Raw genomic sequence first — 12,400 nt, 5'->3', positions numbered from 1 at the left:
AGTTTTTCAAGGTTTTTCCAATTTTAATAGTGATGGTTGCAACGCAAATTTCTGCCCAACAGGCCATTATGCCCCTATGGCCCAAAGAAATCCCCAATCAAAAGGAAACGGATGAAAAGGAAGTGTCGGCCTTCAATAATGACGGAATCATTTGGATCACCGACGTGCAAGTGCCGACTATCGAAGTTTATCTCCCAAATAAACGCATTGCTACCGGTCAGGCGGTGGTTATTTTTCCTGGAGGTGGATATAGCGGATTGGCATATGATTGGGAAGGAACGGATATAGCCAAGGCTTTAAATGCCAAAGGAATAGCTGGTATAGTGGTGAAATATCGCTTGCCATGGTCCAATTCCATCACCAAAGACAAAAATGTGGTTCCCTTGCAAGATGCCCAGCGTGCCATCCGTATGGTCAGAAAAAATGCAGAAGATTGGGGCATTGCTCCCAATAAAATTGGTGTGATGGGATTTTCCGCTGGAGGCCATTTGGCATCCACTTTGGGCACACACTATAATGAAAAGGTGTATCCCCGTCAAGATGAAGCAGATGATTTAAGTGCCCGCCCCGATTTTTTGGCTTTGGTCTATCCTGTGATAACGCTTGGTGAGGTGAGCACACATACTGGCTCAAGGAAATCTTTGGTGGGAGAAAACCCTACCCAGGCACAAATCGATTACTTATCCAATGAAAAGCATGTGAATAAAGACACGCCTCCCACGTTTTTGATCCATGCGGCCGATGATGGAGCAGTCCCCGTAGAGAATAGCATCCTATTTTTTAGGGCACTTCAGGAATATGGAATTCCTTCGGCTTTGCATGTGTACCCCCATGGTGGGCACGGTTTTTCCTTGGCATTGCATGATTCGGTGCTACGTGGTTGGATCAATGTGTTTTTTGATTGGGTGGAGCATCTGGATTAAGCTTTTTCGCAAGCCAATACCATCAAATCCCCCTCCATGTTTTTGGTGAAAAAGAGGTAATGATTCCCACCATCGGAAATTTTGTGTTTCTTCCTAAGTTCTGCAACCGCAATAGGAAAGTTTCTAGTGGTAATATTAGCCTTTGATGCATTGAAGGATTTCAATGTTTTTTTAGAGTAAGGAAACGTGTCATTAATTTTGAACCGTCTTCCTGGGAAGTCCATTAGTTTGGCCGAAGTATATAAATGGGAATGAGGATGTAACTTTTGAAGTTGAAAAACATTTCCAATAATCTTAAACCCTCCTGATTTTAAAATGGCCGCATTGGGTTCGTACAGGTAAGTTGACGGCTCGCCCAATTCCAAAGGCGCATTTTCTTCTTCCAATAGATTGAAATGGAACTCATCTTTTTGGCCTTGGAGAATATTTGCCGTCTTGATTCTAATGTCACCTTCATATCCTTTTTCAATGACGAACAAAAGTTCTTTCACCTCATTTTGGGTGGCCAATACATGTACTTCCTTTACAAATTTGAGTTCCGAAATACCCTGTTTGATATCCAACAGCGGAGATGTTTTAATGAGGACATTTGATGTTTTTTGCAATATGATATCGAGATGAAGCGTAAGATCGGGAAAGCAATCTTTCAATAAAAATACCTTTCCTGTTTTATCGTTTCGTCTTGATGGGTCCACATAGATCCAATCAAAATGTTGTCCCGTTTTTTGTAAAAATGTGACACCATCTTCAGACACACATTCGATGTTCTCCTGACCTAAAATTTTAAAATCATGGCGGGCAATTTCACTGAGATCTTGATTGATTTCGCAATGGGTAACCTGCTCTATTTTCTTTGAAAAAAAATAGGAGTCAACCCCTAATCCACCTGTAAGGTCTAACAGCGTTTTTCCGTATACCAAACTTGATTTGTACAATGCCGTAACCTCGGAACTGGTCTGTTCAATATTCAGTTTATTGGGGTAGTAAATACCTTTGGATTGGAACCAGGTGGGGAGCTTCTCCTGACATTTTTTTCGGGACTCCAGTTGTTCTGCTAGTTCTTTCTGGGAAATACCTTCAAATTGCTGGTTTTTCAACAAAACCGACATAATGTCAGTATCCTGATTTTCAAGTATAAAATGCTGTACACCAGTATGTAATATCAATTTATTCAAACTGATGCTATAAGTTTTTGGTCAATTTCTTCACGAAGGGGTTTTCAGCTAAAAATTCCTTCAAAATTACCTTTATTGCGGTATATCCCGGCACGGCAACTACCATTCCAACCACCCCAAAAAGGAGTCCGGCAATGATGATGACCAAGAAGATTTCCAGCGGATGGGATTTAACACTGGTAGAAAAAATAAAGGGCTGGGAAAAGAAATTATCGACCAGCTGACCTATGGTCAAACCGATCAAAACATAAAAGGCTTTTGGTAAAATTACAGTACTGAAATCCTCGCCCAAGGAACCGGTCATGGTAAGGGTGATCATGATCACTCCACCAATGATCGGACCCACGTAAGGAATGATGTTGAACAAGGCACAAAGGAAGGCGATCACGATGGCATTTTCTACTCCCACAATGAGGAGTGCTATGGTATAAATAACAAACAAAATAAAAAGTTGCAGTAGGATGCCTGCAAAATATCGGGAGAGCAAACCGTTGATCTTGTCTATGGATTTTACCAGTTTACTTTCCTTATCATCCGGTACAAAAGTCAACATTCCGTTTTGGAACAAATTGCTATCCTTCAAAAAGAAAAAGGAAATGAACAAAACGGAAAACAACCCAATGCTAAAACTGCTCAAAGCGTTGACCAAAGAGTTCAAGAAATTGGGAATGAAACCTAGATCAAGTCCTTTGAGCACGTTCTCCTCAACGTGGGCATCCTCGATAAGGTTATCAACACTCCCCTTGGAAGCCCCAAAATATTCCAATCCTTGCAGGTAAAGCGTATTCAGGTTCGATTTCAACTCATCAATGTCCAACAACGATAGGTTTTTGCTCTGTTCCGAAATAAGCGGAATAAAAAGGGAAAGAATCCCCAAGAAAATGGCAAGCATAAAAATCATGGTAACCACTACGGCCAAGGTATTGGGAAATTTCAACCGTCTTCTTAGGAAAAGCACAATGGGCCTTCCCAATAGCGCAATTACGGCAGCAATGGCCAAATATGCCAATACCGATTGTATCTTATAAAAGAAATATGCGGTCAAAACAACTGCGGCCAAGATGGCTACGGCACGAATGATTCCGTTGGCAATGGTCTTTGAATTCATGTATCAGCTTTTAAAGGCGTATTCCACTATATTGGCTCCCATTTGAAGGGCTCTTTGCCTAACATCTTCAGGGTCGTTGTGAACGGCAGGGTCTTCCCAGCCATCACCAAGATCACATTCAAAGGTAAAAAGAAGCACCAAACGACCTTTATCAAAAACACCCAAGGCTTGGGGTCTTTTTCCATCATGCTCATGAATCTTGGGCAACCCTTCAGAAAATGTAAATTTTTGGGTAAAAATGGGGTGGTCTGCTCCTAATTCTTCCAACTGTTTATCTGGAAACACTTTTTCCAATTCCCTTTTAAGGTAAGGTGCCATGCCATAGTTGTCATCGATGTGAAGAAAACCCCCGGAAAGCAGATACGTTCTAAGGTTTTCAGCTTCTTCATCAGTAAAAAAGACATTGCCATGGCCAGTCATATGCACAAATGGATACTTGAAAAGGGAAACGCTCCCGGGTTCTACGGTTTCGGGCTGGGACGTAATTCTGGTGCCGATGTTGGCATTGCAAAACTGGATAAGATTGGGAAGGGCCGTTGGGTTGGAATACCAATCCCCGCCACCGCCATACTTTAAAACGGCAATTTCCTGTGCTTCCACTTTAAACATCAAAGTGGAAAAGAAAGTAAGGATGAAGAATAGGTTTTGCCTCATGTGAAAATGCATTGCCTTTCAAATGTAGTCTATTCCGTTCAAAAGTGAATTGCTGTGGATCAAATCAACTGTTGATCACATTGACAGTGGTACAGGCCACAATAGCAGCGGTCTCTGTTCTGAGCCGATTGTTGCCCAGTGAAATGGGAATAAACCCCTTGGCCTTGGCTGCATCAATTTCGTCTTTGGAAAAATCACCTTCGGGGCCGATCATGATCGTGGTATCCCTATCGGCGATTACCCTGCGTTTGAGTTCCATTTTCTCGCCTTCGTCGCAATGTGCGATAAATTTGAGACCTGTATTTTCAACTGCCATAAATTCCTTGAAGGAGATGGCTTCGTTGAGTTTGGGCAACACGGTTTGCAAAGATTGTTTCATGGCAGATTGCAATACCCGTTCCATCCGCTCCATTTTAACCGTTTGCCTTTCGGAATGGTCACAAATGATGGGTGTGATTTCATCAACTCCAATTTCAGTGGCTTTTTCCAGGAACCATTCAAAACGGTCGTTCATTTTGGTTGGGGCCACCGCCATGTGAAGGATGTATCTTTTTGGAATGGACTTGCGTTCCGAAATGATGTTGACCTTACATCTTTTTTGATCCGGCACCAATATTTCAGCTTCAAAGAGATACCCTTTTCCATTGGTGATATGCACAATGTCCCCTTCGGATTTGCGTAATACCCTGGCAATATGTTTGCTTTCTTCCGGCGGAAAAACAAACTGCTTGATACTGCTGTCCAAAGTAGGATGATAGAAAAGTTGCATGGTTTGTGGTTTTGTTCGGTTAGCTTCCGATGGCATAGCGGGCTTTGGCGGCCACGCTTTGGTCGGTAAACTTTCCTTTTTCGAACTTAAGATAGCCAACAATTCCGATCATGGCGGCATTATCGGTACAATACTCAAATTTTGGAATAAAGGTTTTCCAGCCCATGGTTTCCTCGGCCTCCTTCAATCTGGCCCTAATCCCTGAGTTGGCGGCAACACCACCACCAATGGCAACTTGGGTGATTCCGGTTTGGTTCACGGCCAGTTGCAGTTTTTCCATCAAAATTTCTAAAATGGTATGTTGTACCGAGGCACAGATATCGTTGATGTTTTCTTCCACAAATTTCGGGTCCTTCTGGGTTTCTCGCTGCAAAAAGTAAAGAATGCTGGTCTTAAGCCCACTAAAGCTGAAATTGAGTCCGTCCACCTTCGGTTTGGGAAAATCGTAGGCACTGGGGTTTCCCAATTTGGCATATTTGTCAACCAAAGGACCACCGGGATAGGGCAGTCCCATCAACTTGGCACTTTTGTCAAAAGCCTCGCCTACGGCATCATCCAACGTTTCACCCAAGACTTCCATAGTAAAATGGTCCGTCACTTTTACAATCTGGGTATGCCCCCCACTAATGGTCATGGCCAAAAACGGGAAGGTGGGTTTGGATCGCTCCTCATCCTCAATAAAATGGGCCAAAATGTGGGCTTCCATGTGGTTGACCTCGATCAAGGGAATATCAAGTCCCAAGGCCAAAGACTTGGCAAATGAGGTGCCAACGAGCAAGGAACCCATCAATCCTGGACCTCGTGTAAATGCTATGGCGGATAGTTCTTTTTTGTCGATATTTGCTTTGGCCAAGGCCTGGTGCACCACGGGAACTATGTTTTGTTGATGAGCCCTAGAAGCCAACTCTGGGACAACACCTCCATATTGCTTGTGGATTTCTTGCGTTGCCACTACATTGCTCAGTACATTTGTATGGCAAAGAACGGCAGCCGAAGTGTCATCGCAGGATGATTCTATCGCAAGAATATATTTTTTTGTATCGGTCACTGGTTTTGGAACAAAAATTGGTCATCAAAGGTAAAACATAAAGCCCTATCAAAAAACTTCGTAAAATACTGTTGCGCATCCTACTGGCTATTTTGCTGTTCATGGTGTTGGGCTCGCTGGTACTTTCCATGCCGGTGGTGCAAACGAAATTGGCCAAATATGCCATGGATTCCATCAACGAAGAGTTTGGGACCAATATCCAGATTGACCGTGTAAGTCTTTCCCTTTTTAACTTGAATACGGGCGTTAAGGGTATTTATGTAGAAGATTATAAAAAAGACACCCTCTTCTATATAGACAAGTTGACCACCTCCATTTTGAACTTGCGTAACATGGCCAACAACAAAATGGAATTTGGGGATATTGAGGTGGACGGACTCATCTTCAACCTTAGGACTTACGAAGGCGAAACGGATACCAACCTGGATGTTTTTGTGGACAAACTGGATGATGGGAAACCAAGGGACCCGGGTACACCTCCATTTTTTCTTTCTTCTGATGAGATACAGATCGTTGATGGCAAATTCCGTTTGATCGACGACAATTTGGAACAACCAAAAACCTTGGATTTCAATGATGTGAAAATTACCGCAACGGATTTTCAGATTTTAGGTCCGGAGGTAACCACCCGAATTGAAGATCTGTCCATGCTGGCCCGAAGGGGAATCCTGTTGAAAAAAATGGCAGCCGATTTCAAGTACACCAAAGAAGAAATGCGGTTCGATTCCCTGCTTATCGATACCGAACAATCGGAACTCAAGGGAAATTTAGTATTCACCTATGATCGTGAAGATTTTGCCCAGTTCATTGACCGTGTTCAATTGAATGCCGATTTTACCGAATCAACGGTTTCCCTGAATGAAGTGAACACGTTCTACAATGAATTTGGTCAGGACAAAGTGGTCAATTTTACAGGAAGCTTTAGTGGGGTTCTCAATCAGCTCAAAGTGAAAGACCTCTTTCTATTTACGGACAACACGGGCATCCGTGGTGATTTTGAGTTCGATAATATGTTCAGTGAACAAGCCCCGTTCGTGTTGCGTGGCGATATCGACAATCTTACCTCTAGTTATTACCAACTTCGGGGAATCTTGCCTAAAATTCTTGGGGAGAACATTCCTGAATCCGTACAGAAGCTGGGGCAATTTACGGTGAGGGGAGATGTGGAAGTCACGGAAACCTCCATTGATGCCACCGTGAATTTGAATACCGCCGTTGGGGACAGTTATGTGGATCTCCAGATGACCAATATCCAGACCATCGACGATGCTTCCTATATTGGGTTTATTTCGTTGATGGATTTCGATCTTGGACATTTTATCAACAATGATCAATTGGGCTTCACCTCTTTGGATATGAACGTGGAAGGAAAAGGGTTTGTGGCCGAAAGTCTGAACACCGAGGTCCGAGGGGAAATCTATAAGTTGGAATACAACAATTACGAGTACAATAAGATCAATGTATCCGGTATTTTGAAGGACCAATTGTTTGACGGTATCCTGTTGTGCAATGACGATAATTTCAGGTTCGACTTTAAGGGTCTTGCCGATTTTGGTGGTCGTGAGAACAAATTCAACTTTATTGCCGCGGTGGATTATGCCGATTTGAAGAAGCTCAACTTTATTGATGACAGCATCAGCATCTTCAAAGGGCATATCAACATGGACATTGAAGGGAATAACCTGGATGACATGGTCGGGCAGATGAATTTCACGAACACTACCTATCAAAATGCCAACGACACCTATTTCTTTGAGGATTTTACGGTGAACTCCTCTTATGAAAAAGATACCATCCGTACCATCGAAATCAATTCCCCGGACATTATTACCGGGTACATGCGCGGCCAGTTTAAGGTAAATGAGTTGGGGAGATTGGTTCAAAACTCCATCGGTAGTATTTATACCAACTACAAACCTTTTGAAATTTCGGATGGACAGTATTTGGATTTCAATTTTAAGATCTACAACAAGATCGTGGACGTGTTTTTCCCCGAAGTATTTTTTGATGCCAATACGTTTATTAGGGGAAGCATTGTAGCAGATGAAGGTGATTTCAAACTTACCTTCAAATCGCCCAGTATTGCGGCTTATGGCAATACTTTTGACAATATCGAAGTAAAAATCGACAACAAGAATCCACTGTTCAACACCTTCGTTTCGGTAGAAGACCTTTCCACATCGTACTATGACATCAAGGATTTCAGTTTGATCAACACCACCCTTAAGGATACGCTGTTCTTTAGAACAGAATTTAAAGGGGGCAGTCAATATAACGACAGCTACAACCTGAATTTCTACCACACATTTAACGAGAACAACAAATCGGTGATCGGACTTAAAAAATCCGACGTTAGTTTTAAGGGGAATACTTGGGTGTTGAACCGCGACGGCAACAGCAAGAACAAAGTGATTTTCAATAGTGCCCTGGACAGTATCAAAATTGAGGATTTGGTAATGGACAACAACAATGACGAACAGATCCGTTTGCGTGGTGAGATTGCTGATTCCACGTACAAGGATTTGGATCTTCAATTTAAATTGGTGTCGCTGAACAAAATTACCCCGGCCATTGATAGTCTTAAATTGAATGGTGCTGTGGACGGCTTTCTCAACATTTTGCAAAAAGATGGAAAGTACCTGCCCACTTCCAGCTTAAAAATTGATGATTTTAGTGTCAACGACATTCATTTAGGCGACCTTGAAATTGGAATTTTCGGGAACAATGACCTTACGGAATTTGGGGTAAGCACTTGGTTGAATGATAATGGTAAGGAGAAATTGAGCCTTAACGGAAAGGTGACCAATTATAACAACAAACAGGAGTTGAACCTAACGGCCAATTTCACCGACTTTGCATTGGAACCTTTCAGTCCGTTGGGAGATGGGGTCATTTCCAACATCCGTGGAAAGGTAAACGGCAGTGCCCAAATAACGGGCGTCGCAACCAACCCGTCCATTAATGGGGAACTGACCTTGAACGATGCCGGTATGGGCATACCTTACCTGAATGTGGATTATAATTTTGCCCCGCTTTCCAGGGTTCGACTATTTGACCAGACATTTTATTTTGAAAAAGTGGGTTTGTCCGATGTGGTGGAAGGAACCAAAGCAACATTGGATGGAACCATTAGCCATACCGAATTTTCCAATTGGTACCTTGGTTTGGATGTGGATACGAACTATGACCGCTTTATGATCCTTAATACTGAGTTTGATGAGGAATCCCTTTATTATGGTACAGGTTTTATCAATGGTACAGGTAGTATTTACGGCCCCACGGATGCCTTGACCATTTCTGTGGATGCTAACACTGCAAAAGGAACATCCCTTAAAATACCGTTAAGCGATGTTACAAGTGTTGGCGACTATTCCTTTATCAATTTCATCAATAAAAAGGGCAACAATTCTTTTGAGGAAGAACGGGTTTTGGAAGAATACCAAGGTTTGGAAATGAAATTTGACCTTACCATCACGCCTGAAGCGGAAGTTGAAATTGTAGTGGACCGGGCTTCGGGAAGTTCGTTAAAAGGTACTGGGGAAGGAATCTTGTTGATCGAGATCAATACCAACGGTAAATTCAACATGTATGGAGAATTCGTTGCGGTAACAGGCGAATACAATTTTAAATACGGTGGTATCATCGATAAGAAATTCAAGGTTCGTCCGGGAGGTACCATTCTTTGGGAGCGGGATCCTTTGGCCGCCCAGTTGAATCTGGAAGCGGTATATGCCCTCAATGCCAATCCGGCCCCGTTGTTGGACAATGCCGGGTATACGGGAAGGATTGCTACAGAGGTCGTTGTTCGGTTGGACGGCGAACTGGAAAGGCCCAACGTTAATTTTGATATCGATTTCCCAGGAACCAATTCGGTTGTGCAATCGGAACTTCAATATAGATTACAGGATCCCACTGTAAAGGAACGTAATGCCTTTTTCCTTTTGGCTCAGGGAACTTTTGTAAATGCCCAAACAGGAATCAACCAACAAGCGGTTACAGGAAATTTGATACAGACCGCCTCTGGTTTGCTCAACTCCATTTTGGGAAGTAATAATGATAAATTCAATCTTGGAGTATCTTACGAGCAGGGGCTTTTAGATCCAAATGCAGATACCCGTACCGAAAATAGAATCGGGGTGACAGTTTCCACCCAGATTTCCGACAGAATATTAGTAAACGGAAGAGTGGGTGTGCCTGTTGGTGGTGTTTCCGAGACCGTTGTGGCCGGTGATGTGGAAGTTCAGGTATTATTGAATGATCAAGGAACGTTGAGCGCGAAGATTTTTAATAGGGAAAACCAAATTCAGCAGTTTATGTTTGAACGACAAGGGTATACCCAAGGTGTTGGACTTTCCTACCAAGTGGATTTTGATAACTTTAAGGAGTTGATGCAAAAGATATTTCAAAAGAAGGAAAAGGTACAACAGGCAGGGCCTCAAAGACCTACTACAGAGGTCATGGGACAGGACAGCCTGATTCGTTTTTCGCAAAAGGCTGATAATATTCCGAATAGGCCTTAGGGAATTTATATTTTTAAACGTTTTTCACCTAAAATTTTACGAAAACGTTTGAGGAATCTCTCCAAATTAAATAAATTATTAAGCCATTCATATTTTCAATAAAGTTTCCTAGTTTTGACCTCTTAAAATTTTTAATGGCTTCAGAAATTAAGAAAATTGCCGTCTTCACATCAGGTGGAGACTCACCGGGGATGAATGCGGCCATACGTTCAGTGGTTCGTACCTGTGCGTATTTGGGAAAGGAGTGTGTAGGCATCTATAGAGGATATCAAGGAATGATCGAAGGGGATTTCAAACCCATGGATGCACGTAGTGTAAACAACATCATCAATAAGGGAGGGACTATTTTGAAATCTGCCCGCTGCGAGGAATTTAGGACTCCAGAGGGAAGAAAAAAGGCCCATGAACAGTTGATGAAAGAAGGTATAGATGCCTTTGTGGTCATCGGTGGAAACGGAAGTTTCACAGGTGCCCTCAAGTTCACGGAGGAATTTGATTTTCCGGTGATCGGAATTCCAGGTACCATCGACAATGATATTTTAGGATCATCCTACACCATTGGATTTGATACGGCCATCAACACCGTTGTTGAGGTAATCGATAAGATCAGGGATACGGCAAGTTCCCATAACCGTTTGTTCTTTGTGGAAGTAATGGGCCGTGATGTGGGCCATATTGCATTGAACGCCGGTGTAGGAGCTGGTGCGGAGGAAATTTTGATTCCCGAACAGAACCTTGGATTGGAAAGATTGCTGGAATCCCTTAAACGTAGTAAGGCTTCCGGTAAATCATCCAGTATCGTAATTGTTGCCGAAGGTGATAAGATCGGGAAGAACGTATTCCAATTGAAGGAATATGTGGAAGAACACCTACCTATATACGATGTGCGGGTTTCCGTTTTGGGGCACATGCAACGAGGTGGTAACCCAACCTGTTTTGACCGGGTTTTGGCCAGTAGAATGGGAGTGAAGGCCGTAGAGAGCTTGCTAGAGGGCAAATCTAACCTAATGGTGGGTATCCGCGACACCAAAATGGTACTGACCCCCTTGGCAGATGCTATCAAAGCACATACAGAAATAGACGAAGAACTCATCAGAGTTTCCGATATAATGACAACTTAATGTAAACACTTTAAAAGAGTAAAAATGTCAAATTTGAAAATAGGAATCAACGGATTCGGTAGAATTGGAAGGTTGGTCTTTAGGGCAACCGTTAAAAGAGGTGACGTAGATGTTGTGGCCATCAACGATTTGTTGGATGTAGACCATCTTGCCTACTTGTTGAAGTACGATTCGGTACATGGTTTGTTCAATGGTACCGTGGAAGTGAAGGACGGCCACTTGGTTGTTAATGGAAAAACTATCAGGATTACTGCCGAGCGTGACCCTAAAGTTTTAAAATGGGACGAAGTTGGTGCTGAGATCGTTGCCGAGTGTACCGGTATCTTCACCACTTTGGAAATGGCCCAATACCACATTGATGGTGGTGCCAAAAAAGTAGTGATCTCTGCTCCTTCCAAAGATGCGCCTATGTTCGTTATGGGCGTAAACCACAAAGAAGTGAAGCCAACGGACACCATTATTTCCAACGCTTCCTGTACAACCAACTGCTTGGCTCCCATCGCCAAAGTACTTAACGATGCCTTTGGAATTGAAGAAGCTTTGATGACCACTGTACACGCTACTACTGCTACCCAGTTGACCGTGGATGGACCTTCAAGAAAGGATTTTAGGGGAGGTAGAAGTGCCCTCTTGAACATTATCCCTGCCGCTACCGGTGCAGCCAAAGCAGTAACCAAGGTTATTCCTGCTTTGGAAGGAAAACTTACAGGTATGGCCTTCAGGGTACCTACTGCCGATGTCTCTGTAGTAGATCTTACCGTGAAATTGAAAAAGGAAACTTCTTATGAAGGCATCAAGCAAGCCATGAAAAAAGCCTCTGAAGGCGAATTGGCAGGTGTTTTGGGTTATACTGATGAATTGGTGGTATCCCAAGATTTTGTTGGTGACGTAAGAACTTCCATTTTTGATGCCGATGCAGGTATCGAGTTGAACTCTACGTTCTTCAAAGTGGTTTCTTGGTACGACAACGAAACCGGATATTCCAACAAATTGGTGGAATTGGCCTTGCACGCAGCTAGCCTATAATTTAGTATCTTACAGTGTAGTTTTGGGAAGGGAAAATCTCCCTTCCCAAAATTATC

Annotated in this window: 9 protein-coding genes; 4 read left to right on the top strand and 5 right to left on the bottom strand. The window is 42.9% G+C overall.

Annotated features, from left to right (window positions below):
* Positions 1-32 precede the first annotated feature (32 nt).
* The gene (locus tag LKX84_RS12825; protein ID WP_228237556.1) at positions 33-923 is read left to right on the top strand and encodes an alpha/beta hydrolase; all 891 of its coding nucleotides are present in this window, start codon (positions 33-35) and stop codon (positions 921-923) included.
* On the opposite strand, the gene LKX84_RS12820 is transcribed toward LKX84_RS12825, so the two are convergent.
* The 5 genes from LKX84_RS12820 to tsaD form a co-directional block, all read right to left on the bottom strand.
* Positions 920-2,098: a class I SAM-dependent methyltransferase gene (locus tag LKX84_RS12820; protein ID WP_228237555.1), complete on the bottom strand. Its 1,179-nt coding sequence runs from the start codon at positions 2,096-2,098 to the stop codon at positions 920-922. The genes LKX84_RS12825 and LKX84_RS12820 overlap by 4 nt on opposite strands.
* A 7-nt stretch (positions 2,099-2,105) precedes the next feature.
* On the bottom strand, positions 2,106-3,206 hold the full coding sequence (locus tag LKX84_RS12815; RefSeq protein ID WP_228237554.1) for an AI-2E family transporter: 1,101 nt from the start codon (positions 3,204-3,206) through the stop codon (positions 2,106-2,108).
* Between the two features lie 3 nt (positions 3,207-3,209).
* The gene (locus LKX84_RS12810; RefSeq protein ID WP_228237553.1) at positions 3,210-3,860 is read right to left on the bottom strand and encodes a DUF4159 domain-containing protein; all 651 of its coding nucleotides are present in this window, start codon (positions 3,858-3,860) and stop codon (positions 3,210-3,212) included.
* Positions 3,861-3,924: 64 nt separating this feature from the next.
* The gene (locus tag LKX84_RS12805) at positions 3,925-4,629 is read right to left on the bottom strand and encodes a 16S rRNA (uracil(1498)-N(3))-methyltransferase (RefSeq protein ID WP_228237552.1); all 705 of its coding nucleotides are present in this window, start codon (positions 4,627-4,629) and stop codon (positions 3,925-3,927) included.
* Between the two features lie 19 nt (positions 4,630-4,648).
* Positions 4,649-5,677: a tRNA (adenosine(37)-N6)-threonylcarbamoyltransferase complex transferase subunit TsaD gene (gene tsaD / locus LKX84_RS12800; protein ID WP_228237551.1), complete on the bottom strand. Its 1,029-nt coding sequence runs from the start codon at positions 5,675-5,677 to the stop codon at positions 4,649-4,651.
* 128 nt (positions 5,678-5,805) lie between these two features.
* Between tsaD and LKX84_RS12795 the strand changes: the two genes are divergently transcribed.
* From LKX84_RS12795 to gap, 3 genes are all read left to right on the top strand, one after another.
* Entirely contained in the window at positions 5,806-10,197 is a 4,392-nt protein-coding gene (locus LKX84_RS12795) for a translocation/assembly module TamB domain-containing protein (RefSeq protein ID WP_228237600.1), read from the top strand.
* A 134-nt stretch (positions 10,198-10,331) separates the two neighbouring features.
* The gene (gene pfkA, locus LKX84_RS12790) at positions 10,332-11,318 is read left to right on the top strand and encodes a 6-phosphofructokinase (protein WP_228237550.1); all 987 of its coding nucleotides are present in this window, start codon (positions 10,332-10,334) and stop codon (positions 11,316-11,318) included.
* Between the two features lie 24 nt (positions 11,319-11,342).
* Entirely contained in the window at positions 11,343-12,344 is a 1,002-nt protein-coding gene (gap, locus tag LKX84_RS12785) for a type I glyceraldehyde-3-phosphate dehydrogenase (protein WP_228237549.1), read from the top strand.
* Positions 12,345-12,400 lie beyond the last annotated feature (56 nt).

Origin of the sequence: Allomuricauda sp. M10 (assembly GCF_020782875.1) — a bacterium.
GTDB lineage: Bacteria > Bacteroidota > Bacteroidia > Flavobacteriales > Flavobacteriaceae > Flagellimonas.
This window is presented reverse-complemented; position numbering and strand designations above follow the sequence as displayed.

Excerpts from the sequence above, each read along its gene's own strand:
- LKX84_RS12825 (WP_228237556.1), top strand. The coding sequence starts at position 33 with ATGGTTGCAACGCAAATTTCTGCCCAACAGGCCATTATGCCCCTATGG.
- LKX84_RS12815 (WP_228237554.1), bottom strand. The coding sequence starts at position 3,206 with ATGAATTCAAAGACCATTGCCAACGGAATCATTCGTGCCGTAGCCATC.
- LKX84_RS12810 (WP_228237553.1), bottom strand. The coding sequence starts at position 3,860 with ATGAGGCAAAACCTATTCTTCATCCTTACTTTCTTTTCCACTTTGATG.
- LKX84_RS12805 (WP_228237552.1), bottom strand. The coding sequence starts at position 4,629 with ATGCAACTTTTCTATCATCCTACTTTGGACAGCAGTATCAAGCAGTTT.
- LKX84_RS12795 (WP_228237600.1), top strand. The coding sequence starts at position 5,806 with ATGCCGGTGGTGCAAACGAAATTGGCCAAATATGCCATGGATTCCATC.
- pfkA (WP_228237550.1), top strand. The coding sequence starts at position 10,332 with ATGGCTTCAGAAATTAAGAAAATTGCCGTCTTCACATCAGGTGGAGAC.
- gap (WP_228237549.1), top strand. The coding sequence starts at position 11,343 with ATGTCAAATTTGAAAATAGGAATCAACGGATTCGGTAGAATTGGAAGG.